Raw genomic sequence first — 19,636 nt, forward strand, 5'->3', positions numbered from 1 at the left:
CGGGCTGCGCCGGCGCGATCCAGGTCACCTCCAACACCTTGGGCGGCTCGACGGCCTGGGGCGCCTGCGCCAGCCGCAGCACCGTCCAGGCCACCCCGGCATGCGTCGCCAGCACCAGCAGCGCCAGCGCGGCACGCGCGCCACCGCTCAAGGCACGCGGCGGATGATCCAGCGACAAAACCAACTCAGTCATGGGCCGCAAGGATACGTGCTGAGCGTGACATCCGGCTTGCGCCGAGACAATGGGCGCCCGCCGCAGGATGTTGACAACCGTGCCCGAATCCCGCGCCGGACACTCGTTTCAAGGCCCTGTTGACAGCACGACGGGCGCGAGATTGCTAGCATCGGCAGTTCCATGATCCCGATCAGCGAGCCACCCATGTCTCACCCACCGGCCCTGCGTGCCGTGGAGCACGATGCCGCCACGCCTGCTTCTCAGCCATCTGGCGACGACGAAGGCGTGCCCGTTTCGGTGCGGATCCGCGAGCGCGTGCGCCAGGCGCAGCGGCGTTTTCACGCCAACGACAACATCGCCAGCTTCATCGAGCCCGGCGAGCTCGACGCGCTGATCGACGAGGTGCAGGGCCAGATGGCCGGCGTGCTGCAAAGCCTGGTCATCGACACCGACAGCGACCACAACACGCAAGACACCGCGCGGCGCGTGGCCAAGATGTTCGTCAAGGAGGTCTTCAAGGGCCGCTACATCGAAGCGCCGGCTGTTACCGAATTCCCGAACGTCGAGCGCCTCAACGAGTTGATGATCGTGGGGCCCATCACCGTGCGCAGCGCCTGCTCGCACCACCTCTGCCCCATCATCGGCCGGGTCTGGATCGGGGTGCTGCCCAACGAGCACTCGAACCTCATCGGGCTGTCGAAGTACGCCCGCCTGATCGACTGGATCATGAGCCGCCCGCAGATCCAGGAAGAAGCCGTCAAGCAGGTGGCCGACTTGCTGCAGGAACGCATGCAGCCCGACGGCCTGGCCGTGGTGATGGACGCCGATCACTTCTGCATGCAGTGGCGCGGCGTGAAAGACATGGACTCCACCATGATCAACAGCGTGATGCGCGGCGTGTTCCTGAAAGACGCCAACCTGCGCCGCGAGTTTCTGTCGCTGGTGCAAGCCAAGCAGAAGGCCTGACATGCTGGTTCGACTGCTCTATGCCAGCCGCGCGGCGCACGCGATCACGCCGGAATTCATCGACGCCATCCTCGTGCGTTCGCGCGAGCACAACCCCAACCTGGGCATCACCGGCGTGCTGTGCTGGGGCGGCGACATCTTCATGCAGGTGCTCGAAGGCGGACGAGGCGCGGTCAATGCGCTCTACAACGAAATCGTGCACGACGAACGCCACCGCGACGTGGTGCTGCTGCATTACGAAGAGATCAGCGAGCGCCGCTTTGCCAACTGGACGATGGGCCAGGTCAACCTCGTCAAGATCAACCCGTCGCTGCTGCTGAAGCATTCGGAGCGCCCCACGCTCGACCCCTACAACATGCCGGGCCCCGCCTCGATGGCCTTGCTCGACGAACTGATCGCCACGGCGTCGATCGTCAACCGCACCTGCGGCAACTGAGCCGCGCCCGCGCGCCGAGGCGGCGCATCGCTTGCACTTCCTTGCATTTGCGGCTGGACAGCCCTTGCCTCGGCTTTTATGCTCGCCCGAGGCCGATCGCGTCGTTCAGCGTGGAGCACCCCTGCTAACTCCCGGGCGTCTCGCGACCGACGGTCATTGTTGTAGCCCACCCGGATCACGCCCGCCTTGCAGTTGTCACCCACCCCCGTCGATCGGTTTGCCTTGCAGGCCCACGCTGGCCCCTATCAGCGTTGGCCCGGTCGCTCGCCGCTGATCATCGACGGCGAAGTACGGCAATCGTCCGTGCCGGGCTACACGCTGCTGCGCCAGTTCGCCTTGGCCGACGGCTATCTGCTGATCACCGACTTCGACTGCCCCTTTGAAGAATCGACCTGCTTCGTCCTGCTCGACCTGCAATTCAAGGTGCGGTCGCGGCGCACGCTCGGCGGCATGTATTCGTCGTACCTGCTCAAGCGCGTGCGTTGGTTGAACGAGCACCAGCTGGTCGCCAGCTTCGTCGAACAAGGCGAGTGGCTCATGACGATCCGCTCGTGGTCGGTGCCTTATCTGCGCCCGCGCCTGGATTTGCGGCGCACCCTGATGTCAACCTGATCAGGCTCGCATCAAGGTCGACTTGCCGAACAGGCTCTCGGCCAGATCGACCACCAGCGCGGCCGTCTGGTTGCGCACGTCGCAAGCGGGGTTGAGCTCGACCAGATCGAGCGAGCCCAACGCGCCGGTGTCGGCGATCATTTCCATGCACAGCTGCGCCTCGCGGTAGCCGGGGCCGCCGCGCACCGCCGTGCCCACGCCGGGCGCGATGTCGGGGTCGAGAAAATCGGCGTCGAGGCTGACGTGCAAATGGGTTTGCTCGTCCACGCCCAGCAGGGCTTGCTGCAGGGCCTGGCGCATGCCGTGCTCGTCGATGTAGCGCATGTCGAAAACGTCGAGCCGGTGTTGATGCACGAGAGCTCGCTCACCCGGGTCGACGCTGCGCACGCCCAGCAGGCGGATGTCGTCAGGCATCAGCGCCGGCGAGACGCCCGACAGCTCCGTCAGCTCACGCGGCCCCAGCCCGCGCAGCACCGCGACGGGCATGCCGTGCAGATTGCCGCTGGGCGTGATGTCGCAGGTATTGAAGTCGGCATGGGCGTCGAGCCACAGCACGCGCAGGCGTTTGCCCACCGCCTTGCAATGCGCAGCCACCGCGCCGATGGAGCCGATGGCCAGGCAATGATCGCCCCCCAGCAGCACGGGCAAGCCGCCGCCACCCAGCACGCCCTGCACGGCCTGAAAGACCTGCTGGTTCCAGCTGCGCACCTGCTGCAGATGGCGATGCCCCGCCACCGGCGCCAGCCACGGATTGGGCGGCCCCGACACGTTGCCCAGATCGATCACCCGCCGCCCCTGTGCCTCGATGGCCGCCTGCAGCCCCGCCACGCGCAACGCCTCGGGCCCCATCGACGCGCCGCGCATGCCGGCCCCGATGTCGGTGGGTGCGCCGATCAGGTGGACGATACGGTGCTGAGCGGCTTGCATGACAACGGCGATTCAATCGCGATCAGATGTCGTCGGCGAACTCGCCGGTGTCGCTTGGCGGCGCAGCCAGACCGTATTCGGACTGCAGCAGGCCCCAGCCTTCCTCGGCTGTCTCGACGTAATGGAAGAGCTTCACATCCTGCGGGCTGATCATGCCGGTGTCGATGAGCAGATCGAAGTTGATGAGCTTGGACCAGAAGTCTTTGCCGAACAGCAAGATGGGGCGGCGACGACACTTGCCCGTCTGCACCAGCGTGAGCGTTTCAAACAGTTCGTCGAGCGTGCCGAAGCCGCCCGGGAAGCACGCCAGCGCGATCGAGCGCATCAGGAAGTGCATCTTGCGCAACGCGAAGTAGTGGAACTGGAAGCACAGCTCGGGCGTGATGTACGGGTTGGGCTCCTGCTCGTGCGGCAGCACGATGTTGAGGCCGATGCTCTTGCCGCCCACATCGTGCGCGCCACGGTTGCCCGCCTCCATGATGCCGGGGCCACCGCCGGTGACCACGTAGATGGGTGCATCGAGCCGTTCGGACGCGCGCGTCACCAAGGCAGCAAAACGGCGCGCCTCGTCGTAGTAGCGTGACATCTCGACCTGCATCTTGGCCTGACGCAGGGTGTGCGGATCGCCCATGACTTCGGCGCGCCTGAGGCGCTGCTGCGCGGCCTCGGGGTCGGGGATGCGCGCGCTGCCGAACAGCACGATGGTCGATTCGATGCGCAACTCGCGCTGCACCATCTCGGGCTTGAGCAATTCGAGCTGCATGCGTACTGGGCGCAGTTCGTCGTGCAGCAGGAATTCGTTGTCGGCGAAGGCCAGCTTGTAGCTGCTCTCGGGGCCGCTGTAGCGCGAGGGGGTCACCACCGAGCTGACGTCTTCAACCGCCGTCGGGAAGTTGCGGGCCGTGAGGGAATGGACTTTGTCTTCCATGAGGGATCCTGTGAATGTCTGCGGAGCGCCTGTGTGCATGATGCTCAATGCGCCGCCCCGCATACCGCGCAATCAGCACGGCGCTTCAGGCGGATCTCGGTCCATTGCATGCTGCGCGCATCGAGCATGAGCAGGCGCCCTTGCAGCGACCGCCCCACGCCGGTCAGCAGCTTGAGCGCCTCGGCGGCCTGCATGGTGCCGACGATGCCGGTGAGCGGCGCAAACACGCCCATCGTGGCGCAGGGCACGTCTTGCGCGGCCTCTTCGGGCGAGAAGACGCAGGCATAGCAGGGCGAGGCCGCGTCGCGCGGGTCGAACACCGACAGCTGCGCATCGAAGCGCACCGCCGCGCCGAACACCAGCGGCTTGCGTGCCGCCACGCAGGCGCGGTTGATGAGCTGGCGGGTGGCGAAGCGGTCGGTGCAATCAAGCACCACGTCGACCTGCGGCAGCCATTGCGCGAGCAGCGCGTCGTCCGCCCGCGCCACCACGGCATCGATGCGCGGTTCGGGGTTGAGCGACTGCATGGCCTCGCGTGCGGACACGGCCTTGTCGAGCCCGACGCGGGCACTGGTGTGCGCGATCTGGCGTTGCAAGTTGGTGAGATCGACCTGGTCGTGATCGACCACGGTGATGCGCCCCACCCCAGCTGCCGCCAGATACATCAGCGCGGGCGAGCCCAGCCCGCCGGCGCCGATGACCAAGGCGTGCGCCGCATGCACCCGCGCCTGCGCCTCCACACCCCACTCGTCCAGCAGTATGTGGCGGCTGTAGCGCAGGAGCTGGGTGTCGTCCACCTCGGTGCGGTTCAGGCGATGAAGCGCCGCTTCATCAGTTGGGTGCGCCGCCTTCGGGCTTGCGCTCGGTCATGGTCTTGGAGACCGCCACCGGCTCGCCTTTCAGACGATGCAAGGCCTGCTGCAGACGGAAGTCTTCTGCGCTGCCGTATTCGGGCAGCTTGGGCAGCTCCTTGTCTTTGGCGTCCTTGGCATCCTTGGCCTTGGCATTCGCCTCTTCGAGCTTCTTGATCGCTTCTTCGCGATCCTTTTCGCGCTGCTCGTCCTTCACCTCTGGGCCTTGGCCGCTGGTGATGTGCTTTTGCAGATCGGCCTCGCGCACGCGCAGCGCCGAGTAGAGGTTGCCGTCGGCGGTTTCGTCGAGCATGACATCGGGCACGATGCCCCTGGCCTGGATCGACGTGCCGCTCGGCGTGTAGTAGCGCGCCGTGGTGATCTTGAGCGCGGTGTCGGGGCCGAGCTGGCGCACGGTCTGCACCGAGCCCTTGCCGAAGGTCTGCGCGCCCATGATGGTGGCGCGCTTGTGGTCCTTCAGCGCGCCCGACACGATCTCGCTGGCCGAGGCCGAGCCTTCGTTGACCAGCACCACCAGCGGCACAGTCTTCAGCGCCTCGGGCAACTTGGCGATCGGGTCGCCACCACGGCGAGCGTAGTCGTCAGGGCGCGCCTTGAAGACCGCGTTCGACTCGGGAATCTGCCCGCGCGTGGACACCACCACGGCGTCACGCGGCAAGAACACCGACGAGATCGCGATGGCGCCGTCGAGCAGACCACCCGGGTCGTCGCGCAGGTCGAGCACGAAGCCCTTGATATTGGGGTTCTGCTTGTAGAGCTCCTCGACCTTGCGGGCGAAGTCATCGACCGTGCGCTCCTGGAACTGGCTCACGCGCACCCAGGCGTAGCCGGGCTCGATCATCTTGGCGCGCACGCTCTGCATGCGTATCTCTTCGCGGATGATCGTGACGACGAAGCTGCGGTTCTCGTTCTTGCGGAAGACCGTGAGCAGCACCTTGGTGTTGGGCTCGCCGCGCATGCGCTTGACGGCCTGATCCATCGTGAGGCCCTTGACGAAGGTCTCGTCGATCTTGGTGATGAGGTCGCCGCTCTTCAAACCAGCCCGGAAGGCCGGCGAGCCTTCGATCGGCGAGACGACCTTGACGAGGCCGTCTTCCATGCCGATCTCGATACCCACGCCGACGAATTTACCGGTGGTGCCTTCGCGGAATTCTTTAAATGTGGTCTTGTCGAAATAGACCGAATGCGGATCGAGCCCGGAAACCATGCCCGAAATGGCATCGGTAATGAGTTTTTTCTCGTCAACCGGCTCGACATAATCGGTTTTGACGAGACTGAATACTGCCGCGAGTTGCTGCAATTCTTCGAGCGGCAGCGGCGCCACCGCGTTGTTGCGGGCCGATGCCTGGAACTGCATCGTGGTCAAGACCCCCGCCAGCGCGCCGACCGTAACCCAGCCGGCAATCTTCAATTTTGCGGTCATCACCGTATCACCTCGGGTACCTTGAAACCCAGTTTTGGCTCGTCAACTAATCTGCCCCGGCGCCCACCAATATCGCGCGCGGGAAGCACCAGTATAAAACTGGCCTTACTTATCTGCCCTGACATCAGACCCGGAAAACCCCATTTAGTTGCGCGATGGCGCACGTTTTGCGCGCCCCGCAACGCGGCAATACATCACGCAGACGACCACCGGGGTCGCGTCAGCGGGCGGCATATTCGGGCACCAGCTCCTGAAGCCGCGCCCGCAGCCGGGCCGGGTCGGCCACCTCGGGCGAGTCGGCATAGGCCAGCATGCGCTCCATCCAGTCGGCCGGGCGCTCGCTGCGCAGCTGCGCGATGCGCAGGCGCGGGTGGGCCGTGGGCAGCGTGGTGTCGTCGTCGGCCAGCAGCTCTTCATACAGCTTCTCGCCGGGGCGCAGGCCGGTGAAGACCACCGGGATCTCGGCCTCGGTGTGGCCGGTCATGCGGATCAGTTCGCGCGCCAGATCGGCGATCTTGATGGGCTCGCCCATGTCGAGCACGAAGACCTGCCCGCTCTGCGCCAGCGCCGCCGCCTGCAGCACCAGTTGCGACGCCTCGGGGATGGTCATGAAGTAGCGCGTGATGTCGGGGTGGGTGACGGTGACCGGCCCGCCCTTGGCGATCTGCTCCTTGAACTTGGGGATCACGCTGCCGCTCGAGCCCAGCACGTTGCCGAAGCGCACGGCCATGAAGCGCGTGCCGGGGTATTGGCCCGCGAGGTGCGACACCACCATCTCGGCGGCGCGCTTGGTGGCGCCCATCACGTTGGTGGGGTTGACGGCCTTGTCGGTCGAGATGAGCACGAAGCGCTCGACGCCCGCCTCGGCCGCCGCCACCGCCGCGCGGTAAGTGCCCAGCGTGTTGTTGCGCAGCGCGAGCCAGGCGTTGTCGGACTCCATCAGCGGCACGTGCTTGTAGGCCGCCGCGTGGAAGACGAGATGCGGGCGTTGCGCGCCGAAGCAGCGGCGCAGGTGGGCCGCGTCTTTCACGTCGCCCACCAGACGCACCAGCGGCAGTTGCGGGTAGCGCTCGGTGAGCTCCTGCTCGATGGTGTAGAGCGCGAATTCGCTCAGCTCGAAGAGCACCAGCCTGGCCGGACCGAAGCGCGCGATCTGGCGGCACAGCTCGGAGCCGATCGAGCCGCCCGCGCCCGTCACCAGCACGGTCTTGCCGCTGACGAGCTCGGCCACGGCCGACTCGTCGAGCTTCACCGGCTCGCGGCCCAGCACGTCTTCGGGCTGGATGTCGCGCACGCGGTCGATACGCGAGCGGCCGTCGCGCAGCTCGTCGGCACTCGGCACGGTGAGCATGGGCAGGCCCGCGCCCGAGGCCAGGTCGAGCACGTGCTTGCGCTGCGCCCCCGAGGCCGCCGGCATGGCCAGGATGAGGTGGGTGACGCCTTCGAGCGTGCGCGCGTCGCGCAGCAAGTCGAGCGGCCCCAGCACCTGCACGCCGGCCACGCGAGCGCCTTGCTTGCGCGGGTCGTCGTCGAGCAGGCCGACGATCTTCCAGCCCTGGTGCTGAATGCCGGCGATCAGTAGCCGCCCCGCCTCGCCCGCGCCCAGCACCAGCGCGCGCTTGGCGGGCTCGCCCGCCACCACCAGCCGGGCCCGCGCCTGCTCGTGCGCCATGCGAACGGCGATGCGCGCCACGCTCAAGCCCATCAGCGTGATGACCGGGTGCAGGCCCAGCACCGCGCGCGGCACGGCCGACAGATGCGCCATCAGCACCACCACGGCGCTGATGAGGCCCGCCGCCACGCAGGCCCAGGTCAGGCGCTGGATCTCGGCGAAGCCGGCGTAGCGCCACACGGCCTTGGGCACGCCCATCAGCTGGAAGACCAGCGCGTAGGCCAGCATCACGCCCAGCAGCACGGCGCCGTCGTACTCGGGCCGCGCGCTCACCCAGCGCTCGAAGCCGAGGCGAAAGAGGTAGGTGATGTTCCAGGTCAGCGCGACCATCAAGGTGTCGGCCACCAGCACCACGGGGTGGCGATAGGGGCGCAGGCGGTCGAGCCAACGATCAAAAGTCTGCCAGATCATCTTGTTGAGCGCTTGAGAAGAAGGTCAGGTCGAAGACGGTTCAGGTGACGATGGCGAGCACGGTGCGGGCGATCAGGCTCACGTCGGTGCGCAGCGAGGCCTCGTCCACGTAGCGCGCGGCCAGCGCGAGCTTGCGCTGCAGGATCACGTCGACGTACTCGCGCTCGGGGTCGGCAGCCTGGGCCAGCACGGCGCTTTCGTCGCGGAATTCGATCGAGGCGAAGTCGGTGATGCCCGGACGCACCGACAGCACCTTGTCGCGCAGGGCGGCCGGGTAGACCGCCACGTAGCGCGGCACTTCGGGGCGCGGGCCGACGAGGCTCATGCTGCCAACAAACACATCGATCAGCTGGGCGAGCTCGTCGAGCTTGCTGGCACGCAAGAAGCCGCCGGCGCGGGTGATGCGTGCATCGGCGCCCACGGTGATCTGCGGGCCGGCGCCCACCGGGTCGTGGCGCATGGTACGGAACTTGTGGATGCGAAACGCACGCCCGCCACGCCCCACGCGCTCTTGGCGGTAGAACACCGGGCCGGGCGAGTCGAGCTTGACCCACAGCGCGATCAGCACGAGCAGTGGCGCCAGCGTGAGCAGCCCCGCGCCCGACGCCATCACGTCGAAGCAGCGCTTGCCGCCACCCAGCCACCAGCCGCGCCGCGTTGGCGCTTCAGCCTGGGTGGTTGCCTGCTCGGTTTGGCTCACGATCAACGACTCACTCGCGCTCGCCGAGCACATCGCGCAGCACGGTCACGACGCGGTCCACATCAGCATCGGTCATGCGCGTGTAGAGCGGCAGGCTGACCATGCGCTCGTAGGCGCGCTGGCTGTGCGGGAACTGCTCGGGCTTGAGGTTGTAGCGCTCGCGCCAGTAGGGGTGCAGGTGCAGCGGGATGTAATGCACGCTCACGCCGATGCCGGCCTTGAACAGCGCCTCGATGAGCTCGTCACGGCTGACGGGTGCGTCGTCGGCCAGGCGCACCACGTACAAGTGCCACGAGTGCAGATCGCTGGGGCGCTCGGGGCGCGGCGGCAGGATCAGCGGCAGGTCGGCGAGCTCCAGGTCGTAGCGCGTGGCCAGCACCTCGCGCTTGGTCTGGAAGCCGCGCACGCGCTTGAGCTGGTGGATACCCAGCGCGGCGGCGATGTCGGTGAGGTTGTACTTGAAGCCCGGCGCCACGATCTCGTAATACCAACTCGGCACCTTGGCGGTGAAGCGGTCGAAGGCATCGCGGTTGATGCCGTGCAGACGCATCACCTTGGCCCGCGCGGCGATGGCGTCGTCACGCGTGACGAGCATGCCGCCCTCGCCCGTCGTCATCGTCTTGTTGGCGTAGAAGCTGAACACCGTCACGTCGCTTTGCAAGGTGCCGATCAGCTCGCCGTTGATGGTGGTGGGCAAGGCGTGCGCCGCGTCTTCGACCACCTTGAGGCCGTGCTTGCGGGCCAACGCCAGCACGGCGGGCATGTCGACCGCCAAGCCGGCATAGTGCACGGGGATGATGGCCTTGGTGCGCGGCGTGATGGCGGCCTCGATGGCGCTCACGTCGATATTGAGCGTGGTCGGGTCGATGTCGACTAGCACCACGTCGGCGCCCAGGTAGCGCACCACTTCGGCGGTGGCGGTGAAGGTGTGGGTGGTGGTGATGACCTCGTCGCCCGGGCCGATGCCCAGCGCTTCGAGCGCGAGGTGCAGGCCGGCGGTGGCCGAGTTGACCGCAATGGCGTGCAGCTTGTCATCGCCCAGGAACTTGACGAAGTCTTCTTCGAAGCGCCGTGCCTTGGGGCCGGTGGTGACCCAGCCGGAGCGCAGGGCCTCGACAACTTCGTTGATTTCTTCTTCGCCGATTTCGGGCAAGGCAAAGGGCAGGAAGGGCGGGTTGGGTTGCGAGCTCATGAGGGTCAGCGAACAGGTTTTTCGATCCAGGCCAGCACGTGGGTGCGCAGCAGCGGGACGAGATTGAAAGCGGGGTAGAGAGCCGGGTGCAGCCGGGTGACGGCCCGCGCCAGCGGTGGCGCCAGCGTGAGGCGCTCGGCGTGCAGATGCACGGCTTGTGGAAACAGCTCGCGCACGCGCCGCAGCGGCACGCCGCGCACGTCGGGGTTGCGCGGGTTGTTGACGGTGAAGTCGTACCACAGCACCACGCCGCCGGGCTTGAGCCAGTGCCACATCGCCTGCGCCAGGCGGGCCTGAAAGGCGTCGTCGAGCAGCGACGAAAACACGGTGGCCTGCATCACCACGTCCTGGCTGGCGGCGGGCACCGGCGCTTGCGCGGCATCGCCCAGGTGCAAGGCCACCTCGGCCGGCAAGACGGCCTGAGCAGCCTGCAAGCGCTCGGGCAGCAGCTCGATGCCGGTGAGCTGCGCGGCCGAGGCCCCGAGGCGCAACCAGTCGAGCAAATTGCCGCCGCTGCCGCAGCCAACCTCGGTGATGCGCAGCGCGCTCGCGTCCACCCAACCCAGGCGGCGCAAGCCCCGCGCGATGGCCCGCACGCGCTCTTGCTGCTCGGCCAGCGTGGCCGGGTTGAGCAGGCTGTAGCGTGCGGCGTCGGCCTGCGCGTCGCGCCGGGCGTAGCGCTGCCGCACCCGCTCGGTCTCGGCCGAATCGGCTGGCGAAGCAGCGGTAGCGCGTGGCAGGTCGGTCATGGCTCAGCGCGTCAGGCGCCCGAAGGCGGGGTCGGGCGCGCCTTTGCTCAGCACGTCGAACGCACCGCGGATCGAGCCCAGGCCGTAGCCCACGTGATAGGCACCGATCACCAACGGCAGCAGCGGCAGCAGGCTCCAGCCGGCATCGGCAGCGATCAGCACGGACACCGTCAGCACGAAGCCGCCGTACAACGCCACCAGCGCCGCCCAGGGCAGCCAGGCCAGCGGCACGCCCAGCGCGGCGGTGACGGTTGCTTGCAGCGACAGCAAGAACAGCGCGGCCACGAAGGCGCCCGGCACGAGATGGCGGATCGACGCGCTCTGGCCGTGCTTCTTCATGACGAAGGGCTTCCAGTAGCCGTATTGGCGCTGCTGGCGAAACAGCTGCGCGATGCTGCCGCGCGGCTGGTAGCTCGACTGGATGCGCGCCGACTGCCACACGCGCGCGCCGCCCTTGGTGAGCCGCAGGTTGTGCTCGTCGTCCTGGTTGCGCACCAGCGTTTCGTCGAAGCCACCGAAGCGGGCCAGCGTGGCGCGCGGCCAGCTGCCGAGGTAGACCGTGTCCACCGGGCCCTCGTAGACCAGATCGCGCGACCGCGCCCCGCCCACCACCCAGCGGCTCTGGAAGGCCGCCGCGATGGCGCGCCCCACCCAGCCCTGGCCCTCGGCCTTCCAGGGGCCACCGACGTTGTCGGCGCCGGTCTCGGTGTGCACGGCCAGGCATTGCGCGAGGTAGTCGGGGGCGTAGACGGTGTGGACGTCCCAGCGCACGATGAGGTCGCCGGTGACGCACTCGATGCAGCGGTTGAGCCCCGCCGAGACGATGCGCTGCGGGTTGTCGATCAGCACGAAGCGGGCGTCGCGCTGGCAGATGCCGCGCAGCCACTCGCGCGTGCCGTCGTCGCTCTGGCCGTCGGCGATCAGCACTTCGAGCGCCACGCCCTCGGGCAGACGCTGCGCGAGCACGGCCTGGCAGAACGCCTCGATGTGGTCGCGCTCGTTGCGGCAGGGCACGATCACGCTGACGCGTTGAAAGCGGGGCGACGCGCTCATGCGGCACTCCGTGACGGTGCGTTGTAGAGCGCGCTCATCGCGTCCATCTGCGTGCGGCGCGCGGCGCGCTGCTCGATCTGCTGGCGGTTGTGCGTGCCCATCGCGGCCAGGCGCTCGGGCGCGTCGGCCCAGGCGAGCAGCGTGCGGGCCAGGGCGGCGGCGTCGCGCGGGGCGATGAGCGTGCCGCCGGCTGAGTCCACCCACGGCCGGTTGGCAGGCAGGTCGGACGCGATGATGGGCAGGCCACAGGCCATCGATTCGAGGAGCGAGACGGAAGTGGCATCGCTCGTCGGGATGGTCACCGACACGCGACTGCCCTGCAGCGCCGCCACCATGGCCGCGTCGCCCACCCGGCCGTGGAAGACCACGCGCTCGGCCAGGCCCAGACGCACCACCTGTTCGCGCAGCGCAGCCTCATCCGGCCCGCCGCCCAAGAGATGCAGGCGGGACGCCTGGACCGACGCCACCAGCGGGCGCTGCGCGACGAAGGCCGCGAAGCCCTCGACGATCACGTCGATGTTGTAGTTGGCTTCCCAGCTGCGCAGGCTGACCACGTCGAAGCCGGCGGGCGGCTGCGCGGCCGGCACGAACTTGTCGGTATCGGCGCCCCACAAGATCAGATGGCGCGGCGCGGTGGGGCCGTAGGTGGCGATCTCGTCGAGCACGTCTTGCGAGTCGGCGGTGATGAGGTCGACGCGGCGCAGCGACCAACCCACCAGCGCCCGCATGACGCGGCTCTCGCGCGGCGTGACCAAGATGTCGGACCCCCAGGCGGTGAGTGCCACGCGCGTGGGCCGCCGCGCCCCGCAAGCCGCCGCCCACAGGCCGTAGCCGGTGACGTAGTGGCCGTGCACCCAGTCGGGGTTGAGGCGCCGCGTGATGCGGCGAATGGCCGGCAGCGTCTTGAACCAGCCGGGTTTGTCGAGACCGGGGCTGAGCGTGATCACCTCTTGCGCGCCAGGCACCTCGGCCGCTTGGCGTGTGACGACCCAGCACTGGTGGCCGCGCGCCACCATCTCGGCCACCCAGCGGCGGGTGTGCACGCTGGGCGCGTCGGCGAAGAACAGGATGCGCTGACCGCTCACCGGGGCTCCTGCTCGTCCAGGTCGCCGTGGCTGGTGGTCTGGCGGTAGGCGGCGCGCAAGGCAGCCTCGGCATCGGCTTCAGACGCCGTCTCGCGCCACGAGCGTCCGGCCCAGGCTTCGTAGCGCTGGCGCGCGGCGGTGTCGGCCTCCAGCCAGCGGCGGTCGCCATCGCGGGTGTCACCCACCACGCGCGCCGGCTGGCCGGCGACGATGGCGAAGTCGGGCACCTCGCCGCTGACGTAGCTGTAGGCCTGCACCAGCACGCCCTTGCCGATCTGTGCGCCCGGCGCGATCACCGAGTGCGGCCCGATAAAGCTGTAGGGCCCGATGCGGGTGGCCTTGCGCACGTAGCCGGTGGGGTCGGGGTGGTTGAAATACGCCCGGCCCATCAGGCGCAACGCCCGGTGGCTGGAGTGGGTGAGGATGGACACGTAATTGGTGATCTGGCAGCCCTCGCCGATGGCCAGGCCACCCGAGGCGTCGAGCATGGTGAAGTGGCCCACGAAGACGTGGTCGCCCATGTCCAGGCTGTGCGGATGCTCGATGCGGGTGTGCGTGCTGACACGGGTGTGCGCCAGCCAGCGGCCGTCGGCATGACGGTAGCCGTAGAGCATGCGCGGCTGCAGCAGGCGGCTTGCGAGTTCGACCAACCAGCGTTTCAAGCGTGCGTCCTTCCGGGGGCGGTGGAGTCGGAATCCAAACGCGTATTGTCGGCCCCCGCGCGGCGCCACCACACGCTCCAGCCGAGTCCGGCGTGTTTCAAGAAGATGCCACAAGCCACGACGATGGCCACCAGGTAGGCCACGCTGGTGGACGCCGCCGCGCCCAACGCGCCCCAGCGCGGCACGGCCCACAGCGACACGCACACGTTCAGCGTGAGCGACAAGCCCGCCACGGCGGCAGACAGGTGCGGCCGCCCCAGGTGGTTGGTGTAGAAGGCCGACAGGCTCGACGCCGCCGCGTAGCCGGCAATGCCGGGCAGCAGCGCCGCCAGCGGCCAGCGCGCCTCGAAGTAGGCCTGCCCCAGCGCCCAGGGCAACGCCCACCACGCCAGCGCCAGCAGCACCGGCGCGCACGCCACGGTGGCCAGCACGTTGATACGCACGGCGCGCACGGTCATGGCGGCGGCGGCGCGGGTGTCGGGGTCGCCGATGCGGTGGTAGGCCGACACGGTGACGGCGGACGACACCATCCAGAGCAACTCGCCCACCTGCATGGCCACCGAGTAGACGCCCGCGTCGGCCAGGCCCTTGAAGTGCTCGATCACGAACAGCGTGACGCGGTAGTTGAGCAGGCTCACCACATTGGTCAGCCCGATCACGACGATGAAGCGCGCGTCGCGCCCCAGCAGCGTCCAGTCGGGCCGCGCCCGGCCGGCATCGTGAAAGGCCCAGCCCGCGCTGCTCAGCCCGACGATCGATTTGCCCACCACCCAGGCGGTGAGCACGGCCATCACGGTCAGGCCAGGGGCCGAAGCAGCCTCAGCCACAGCGCCAAATCCACCACCCAGCATCACCGAACCCACCAGCAGCCCGACCAGCACCGAAGCCGGCGCCGCCACCTGCGCCAGGTTGAGCGGCAGCATGCGGCCCTGGCCCATCCACAAGCCGGTGGCGGTTGGCACCATCAGCAGGAAGGGCGCGCCCAGCGCGAGCAGCCACAGGTGCCGATACGGCTCGCGACCCATTACTTGCGCCACGCCCAGCAGCACCCCCGAGGCCAGCAGCCCCACGCCCAGGCTGGCCAGCAACAGCGCCGACAGCGAGCGCGCCGCGTCCGCCCGGTGGTGCGACACCTCGCGCGCCAAGGCCAGACCGAAGCCCGAAAACAGCGTCAGCAGCACCGACTCGCACGCCACGAACAGCGCGAACGCCCCCTGCACCGCCGCGCCGCGCCGCGCCACCACCACGGTGATGCCCAGGCCGAGCAGCACCAGGGCGACCTTGGCGATCAGGTTGGCGGCGGCGCCGCGAAAAAAGGAGGTGGCCATGCGGTAAGGGGGGCGCCGGTGAGGCCGGGCGAAGACCGGATTGTCCGCGAGCTTGGCGCGTTCGCCGCGCGCCAGCCCGACGACTTAAAATCACCGGTTCTGCCGCCGCGCCCCCGGGCACGAGCCGCTCCAGTCTCACCCCTCAGACCGCGCGCCCGCGCGCCGCCGCCATGACTCAAACGCCGCCCAATCAGCCCAGCCAGAACCCCGCCACCGAGGCCGCCGACGTGCCCGTCGTGGACACCAACAAGCTGATCGCCGAGCGGCGCGAGAAACTCTCGGCCCTCCGCGCCCAGGGCGTCGCCTTCCCCAACGACTTCAAGCCCGCCGACCACGCCGCCGACCTGCACCGCCTGCACGACGGCCAGAGCAACGAAGCGCTCGAAGCCACGCCGGTCAGCGCCACCGTCGGCGGCCGCCTGATGCTCAAGCGCGTGATGGGCAAGGCCTGCTTCGGCACGCTGCAAGACGGCACCGGCCGCATCCAGATCTACGTCACGCTCGACGCCGTGGGCGCCGACACCCTGGCCGCCTTCAAGCACTGGGACCTGGGCGACATCCTCGGCGCCTCGGGCACGCTGTTCAAGACCAAGACCGGCGAGCTGTCGATCAAGGTGACCAGCCTGCGCCTGCTCACCAAGAGCCTGCGCCCGCTGCCCGACAAGTTCCACGGCATGACCGACCAGGAACAGAAGTACCGCCAGCGCTACGTCGATCTGATCATGGACGACAGCTCGCGCGACCGCTTCATCGCCCGCAGCAAGGCCATCGCGTCGATTCGCCAGTTCATGGTCGAAAACAGCTTTCTCGAAGTCGAGACGCCGATGCTGCACCCCATCCCCGGGGGCGCCAACGCCAAGCCGTTCGTCACGCACCACAACGCGCTCGATCAAGAGATGTTCCTGCGCATCGCGCCCGAGCTGTATCTGAAGCGCCTGGTGGTCGGCGGCTTCGAGCGCGTGTTCGAGATCAACCGCAACTTCCGCAACGAGGGCGTGTCGGTGCGACACAACCCCGAGTTCACGATGATGGAGTTCTACGCGGCCTGGTGGAACCACCGCGACCTGATGGACTTCACCGAGCAGGTGCTGCGCAACGCCGCCCGCAAGGCCGCCGGCACCACGCACCTCACCTACGGCGGCCAGCCGGTCGACCTCGAAGCGCCCTTCCACCGCCTGACCATCCGTGACGCCGTGCTCAAGCACACCAACATCGGCGAGCACGACATCGACGACGCCCACGCGCTGAAGGCCCACCTCAAGTCGATCGGCGTCGATCCGCTGTTCTTCGACCGCGAAGGCCTGAGCGTGGCGCAGCTGCAGTTCAAGCTCTTTGAAGAGAAGGTCGAAGAGCAGCTCTGGGCGCCCACCTTCATCATCGACCACCCGGTCGAGGTCTCGCCGCTGGCCCGCGCCGCCGACACCAACCCGGCCATCACCGAGCGCTTCGAGCTCTACATCACCGGCCGCGAGATCGCCAACGGCTTCAGCGAGCTCAACGACCCCGAAGAGCAGGCCGCGCGCTTCGCGGCGCAAGCCACGGCGAAAGAAGCCGGCGACGAAGAAGCGATGTACTTCGACGCCGACTACATCCGCGCCCTCGAATACGGCCTGCCCCCGACGGGCGGCTGCGGCATCGGCATCGACCGCCTGATCATGCTGCTGACCGACTCGTCGAACATCCGCGACGTGATCCTCTTCCCGGCGCTGCGCCGCGAGGCTTGATCCCGCTGACCACACGCCGCTGATTTCGAGCTGCCAGCCACCCCGACATGTCTGCCCAGCTTGAAATCGCCGCCACGGCCGCCCGGCTGATCGTCGAAGAGGGGCTCGAATACGGCCCCGCCAAGCGCCGGGCCCTCAAGCAGCTCGGCCTGCCGCCGCGCGCCGCCCTGCCCGACAACGACACGGTAGAAGACGAGGTGCGCAGCTACATCGAGCTGTTCTGCGCCGACACCCAGCCCGCCGAGCTGGCCGAGTTGCGCGCCATCGCGGCGCTCTGGATGGAGCGGCTGGCAGCCTACCGCCCGCACCTCACCGGCGCCGTCTGGCGCGGCACCGCGACGCGGCTCAACGACGTGCACCTACAGCTCTATTGCGACGACGCCAAATCCACCGAGATCGAGCTCATCAACCGCGGCATCGACTACGACGTGAGCAGCATGCCCGGCCCGCGAGGTCACGACGTGGACGTCATAACCTTAGCCACAAACAGCGCAGCGCTGGGCGAACGGGTGCTGGTGCATTTGACTATCCTCGACCACGACGACCTGCGCGGTGCGCTCAAGAGCGATGCCCGGGGTCGCACCGAACGGGGTGACCTGGCCGCCTTGCAGTGCCTGATGGCCGCAGAAGGCTGAAGCCGGCACCCCGCCATCGCCCCAGCCAGTTTTCGATTGCCCCGCCATGCCGCTCACAACCCGCCGCCGCCTCGTCTTCACTGCAACCGGCTTGGCCGCCCTGGCCGCCGGCGGCTGGCTGGCCCGCGAACGGCTATCGCCCCGACCGGCCGCCCCCGCAGCCCCCGCCAGCGACGCCGCCGCGCCCGACACGCTCTGGGCGCAGTCCTTCGATACCCCCGATGGGGGCCGCCTCCAGTTGTCGGCCCATCGTGGTCATCCCATCGTGCTGAATTTCTGGGCGACCTGGTGCCCGCCCTGCGTCAAGGAGCTGCCGACGCTCGACCGCTTTCACCGCGAATACAGTGCCCGGGGCTGGCAGGTGATCGGCCTGGCCATTGACAGCCCCACCCCGGTTCGCGAATTTCTGGCCAAGACGCCGGTCGCGTTTCCGGTCGGGCTGGCGGGGCTGGGCGGCACCGAGCTGTCACAAGCCCTGGGCAACCGTCAAGGCGGACTCCCTTTCACCGTCGTGCTGGGCACTGACGGGCGAATCAAAGCGCGTAAACTCGGCCCCTGCGAATTTGCCGATCTGACCCACTGGGCACAACAGTTCAGTTGATGCCTTCCGCCTGGGCGGGCCGGCCGCGCCGTATACAGATACAGCCGCGACCCCCCCGGACGCACGAGACCTGACCCCGATTTGATGCAGATGCAGGATTTGCATCGAAATGCGCGTAAAATTCACCTACCGCAACGATCAAGGGCAAACGTTCAACAAGTGCACGCCGCGAGTTGACGCCTCACCCTCCCCTTCATGCGCATCCTTGTCCTCCACGGACCGAACCTGAATCTGCTGGGCACCCGTGAACCGCAGGTCTATGGCTCGACCACTCTGGACCAGATCAACGCCCAGCTGACGCAGCGCGCCCAAGCCGCCGGCGCCAGCCTGGAAGCCTTTCAGAGCAACCACGAAGGCCATCTCGTCGATCGCGTGCAGGCCGCCCGCACCGACGGCACGACCTTCATCCTGATCAATCCGGCCGCCTTCACGCACACCAGCATCGCCCTGCGCGATGCGCTGGCTGCGGTGGCCATCCCGTTCGTCGAAGTGCACCTGTCCAACGTGCACCGGCGCGAACCCTTCCGGCACCACTCCTACTTCTCCGATCTGGCCGAAGGCACGATCGTGGGGCTGGGTGCCATGGGCTACCAATTGGCCCTCGACTACGCCCTCAGCCGCGCCACCCCGCGCAACTGAATTCCTCCCATCCCCCGATCGCCCGGCTGCGCGACGCGCGCCACTTCGCCGATCAACCTCTTGCGATACCTGGAGCACCCAACATGGACCTGCGCAAACTGAAAACATTGATCGACCTGGTTTCGGAGTCGAGCATCTCCGAGCTCGAAATCACCGAGGCCGATGGCAAGGTGCGTATCGTCAAGGGCGGCGCGGGTGGCATGACCGCCATGGCCCCGATGATGACGCAGATGGTGCCGGCCAACATGGTGTCGGCGCCGGTTGCCGCGCCGGCTGCGGCGGCCGCACCGGTCGTCGAGGCCGCCGCCGAGATCACCGGCCACGTCGTCAAGTCGCCGATGGTGGGCACCTTCTACCGCGCCTCCAGCCCGGGCGCCAAAGCCTTTGCCGATGTCGGCGATCAGGTCAAGGAAGGCCAACCCATCTGCATCATCGAAGCCATGAAGATCATGAACGAGATCGAGTGCGACAAGGCCGGCACGGTCACCAAGATCCTGGTCGATAACGGCCAGGCCGTCGAGTTCGGGCAGCCCTTGTTCATCATCGAATAAGGCCTCGCGTCATGTTCAAGAAAATCCTCATCGCCAACCGCGGCGAGATCGCGTTGCGCATACAGCGCGCGTGCCGCGAGATGGGCATCAAGTCGGTGATCGTCTACTCCGAGGCCGACCGCGACGCCAAGTACGTGAAGCTGGCCGACGAGGCCGTGTGCATCGGCCCGGCCGCGTCGGCCCAGAGCTACCTGCACATGCCGGCCATCATCTCGGCCGCCGAAGTGACCGATGCCGAGGCCATCCACCCCGGCTACGGCTTCCTGAGCGAGAACGCCGATTTCGCCGAGCGCGT

Annotated in this window: 22 protein-coding genes; 9 read left to right on the forward strand and 13 right to left on the reverse strand. The window is 68.0% G+C overall.

What is annotated here, in order from left to right; all coding sequences use genetic code 11:
- Nucleotides 1-193, reverse strand: a 193-nt coding sequence (locus ACE3SS_RS11750) for a hypothetical protein (protein ID WP_374594120.1), incomplete at its 3' end; no start/stop codon positions are given.
- A 186-nt stretch (nt 194-379) separates the two neighbouring features.
- Here ACE3SS_RS11750 and folE point away from each other — a divergent pair.
- The 3 genes from folE to ACE3SS_RS11765 all read left to right on the forward strand — a co-directional run bounded on the left by folE (nt 380) and on the right by ACE3SS_RS11765 (nt 2,189).
- Complete coding sequence (gene folE, locus ACE3SS_RS11755; protein WP_374594122.1) at nt 380-1,141, forward strand: GTP cyclohydrolase I; 762 nt, start codon at nt 380-382, stop codon at nt 1,139-1,141.
- Nucleotide 1,142: 1 nt separating this feature from the next.
- Complete coding sequence (locus ACE3SS_RS11760; RefSeq protein WP_374594124.1) at nt 1,143-1,577, forward strand: BLUF domain-containing protein; 435 nt, start codon at nt 1,143-1,145, stop codon at nt 1,575-1,577.
- Nucleotides 1,578-1,769: 192 nt separating this feature from the next.
- Nucleotides 1,770-2,189, forward strand: coding sequence for a hypothetical protein (locus ACE3SS_RS11765; RefSeq protein ID WP_374594126.1), 420 nt, complete (start codon nt 1,770-1,772; stop codon nt 2,187-2,189).
- On the opposite strand, the gene rocF is transcribed toward ACE3SS_RS11765, so the two are convergent.
- The 12 genes from rocF to ACE3SS_RS11825 all read right to left on the reverse strand — a co-directional run bounded on the left by rocF (nt 2,190) and on the right by ACE3SS_RS11825 (nt 15,191).
- The gene (gene rocF, locus ACE3SS_RS11770) at nt 2,190-3,116 is read right to left on the reverse strand and encodes an arginase (RefSeq protein ID WP_374594128.1); all 927 of its coding nucleotides are present in this window, start codon (nt 3,114-3,116) and stop codon (nt 2,190-2,192) included.
- Nucleotides 3,117-3,138: 22 nt separating this feature from the next.
- On the reverse strand, nt 3,139-4,044 hold the full coding sequence (locus ACE3SS_RS11775; protein ID WP_374594130.1) for a TIGR00730 family Rossman fold protein: 906 nt from the start codon (nt 4,042-4,044) through the stop codon (nt 3,139-3,141).
- A gap of 44 nt (nt 4,045-4,088) precedes the next feature.
- On the reverse strand, nt 4,089-4,841 hold the full coding sequence (locus ACE3SS_RS11780) for a ThiF family adenylyltransferase (RefSeq protein ID WP_374594132.1): 753 nt from the start codon (nt 4,839-4,841) through the stop codon (nt 4,089-4,091).
- A gap of 34 nt (nt 4,842-4,875) precedes the next feature.
- Nucleotides 4,876-6,339 carry a S41 family peptidase gene (locus tag ACE3SS_RS11785; RefSeq protein ID WP_374594134.1) on the reverse strand — a complete coding sequence of 488 codons (1,464 nt, stop codon included), beginning with the start codon at nt 6,337-6,339 and terminating at the stop codon, nt 4,876-4,878.
- 220 nt (nt 6,340-6,559) lie between these two features.
- Nucleotides 6,560-8,422, reverse strand: a complete 1,863-nt coding sequence (locus ACE3SS_RS11790; protein WP_374594136.1) for a polysaccharide biosynthesis protein — start codon at nt 8,420-8,422, stop codon at nt 6,560-6,562.
- Between the two features lie 40 nt (nt 8,423-8,462).
- Nucleotides 8,463-9,062, reverse strand: coding sequence for a sugar transferase (locus ACE3SS_RS11795; RefSeq protein WP_374594162.1), 600 nt, complete (start codon nt 9,060-9,062; stop codon nt 8,463-8,465).
- Between the two features lie 70 nt (nt 9,063-9,132).
- On the reverse strand, nt 9,133-10,314 hold the full coding sequence (locus ACE3SS_RS11800; protein WP_374594138.1) for a DegT/DnrJ/EryC1/StrS family aminotransferase: 1,182 nt from the start codon (nt 10,312-10,314) through the stop codon (nt 9,133-9,135).
- 5 nt (nt 10,315-10,319) lie between these two features.
- Nucleotides 10,320-11,063 (reverse strand): class I SAM-dependent methyltransferase, encoded by a 744-nt coding sequence (locus tag ACE3SS_RS11805; RefSeq protein WP_374594140.1) that lies wholly within the window; start codon nt 11,061-11,063, stop codon nt 10,320-10,322.
- A 3-nt stretch (nt 11,064-11,066) separates the two neighbouring features.
- The gene (locus ACE3SS_RS11810; protein ID WP_374594142.1) at nt 11,067-12,116 is read right to left on the reverse strand and encodes a glycosyltransferase family 2 protein; all 1,050 of its coding nucleotides are present in this window, start codon (nt 12,114-12,116) and stop codon (nt 11,067-11,069) included.
- Nucleotides 12,113-13,201, reverse strand: coding sequence for a glycosyltransferase (locus ACE3SS_RS11815; RefSeq protein WP_374594144.1), 1,089 nt, complete (start codon nt 13,199-13,201; stop codon nt 12,113-12,115). Before ACE3SS_RS11815 ends, ACE3SS_RS11810 begins: the two co-directional genes overlap by 4 nt.
- Nucleotides 13,198-13,863, reverse strand: a complete 666-nt coding sequence (locus ACE3SS_RS11820; RefSeq protein WP_374594146.1) for an acyltransferase — start codon at nt 13,861-13,863, stop codon at nt 13,198-13,200. The genes ACE3SS_RS11815 and ACE3SS_RS11820 overlap by 4 nt, the downstream gene beginning before the upstream one ends.
- Nucleotides 13,860-15,191: a polysaccharide biosynthesis C-terminal domain-containing protein gene (locus ACE3SS_RS11825; RefSeq protein WP_374594148.1), complete on the reverse strand. Its 1,332-nt coding sequence runs from the start codon at nt 15,189-15,191 to the stop codon at nt 13,860-13,862. Before ACE3SS_RS11825 ends, ACE3SS_RS11820 begins: the two co-directional genes overlap by 4 nt.
- 170 nt (nt 15,192-15,361) lie before the next feature.
- On the opposite strand from ACE3SS_RS11825, the gene lysS reads away from it, so the two are divergent.
- The 6 genes from lysS to ACE3SS_RS11855 form a co-directional block, all read left to right on the forward strand.
- On the forward strand, nt 15,362-16,915 hold the full coding sequence (lysS, locus tag ACE3SS_RS11830) for a lysine--tRNA ligase (protein ID WP_374594150.1): 1,554 nt from the start codon (nt 15,362-15,364) through the stop codon (nt 16,913-16,915).
- Nucleotides 16,916-16,962: 47 nt separating this feature from the next.
- Nucleotides 16,963-17,550, forward strand: coding sequence for a hypothetical protein (locus ACE3SS_RS11835; RefSeq protein ID WP_374594152.1), 588 nt, complete (start codon nt 16,963-16,965; stop codon nt 17,548-17,550).
- A 46-nt stretch (nt 17,551-17,596) separates the two neighbouring features.
- The gene (locus ACE3SS_RS11840) at nt 17,597-18,151 is read left to right on the forward strand and encodes a TlpA disulfide reductase family protein (protein ID WP_374594154.1); all 555 of its coding nucleotides are present in this window, start codon (nt 17,597-17,599) and stop codon (nt 18,149-18,151) included.
- Between the two features lie 195 nt (nt 18,152-18,346).
- Nucleotides 18,347-18,790 (forward strand): type II 3-dehydroquinate dehydratase, encoded by a 444-nt coding sequence (gene aroQ / locus ACE3SS_RS11845; protein WP_374594156.1) that lies wholly within the window; start codon nt 18,347-18,349, stop codon nt 18,788-18,790.
- An 83-nt stretch (nt 18,791-18,873) separates the two neighbouring features.
- Nucleotides 18,874-19,341 carry an acetyl-CoA carboxylase biotin carboxyl carrier protein gene (gene accB, locus ACE3SS_RS11850; protein WP_374594158.1) on the forward strand — a complete coding sequence of 156 codons (468 nt, stop codon included), beginning with the start codon at nt 18,874-18,876 and terminating at the stop codon, nt 19,339-19,341.
- A gap of 11 nt (nt 19,342-19,352) precedes the next feature.
- Nucleotides 19,353-19,636: biotin carboxylase N-terminal domain-containing protein (locus ACE3SS_RS11855; RefSeq protein ID WP_374594160.1), on the forward strand; the 284-nt coding region annotated here is incomplete at its 3' end.

Origin of the sequence: Aquabacterium sp., assembly GCF_041915145.1 — a bacterium.
Taxonomy (GTDB): Bacteria; Pseudomonadota; Gammaproteobacteria; order Burkholderiales; family Burkholderiaceae_C; genus Aquabacterium.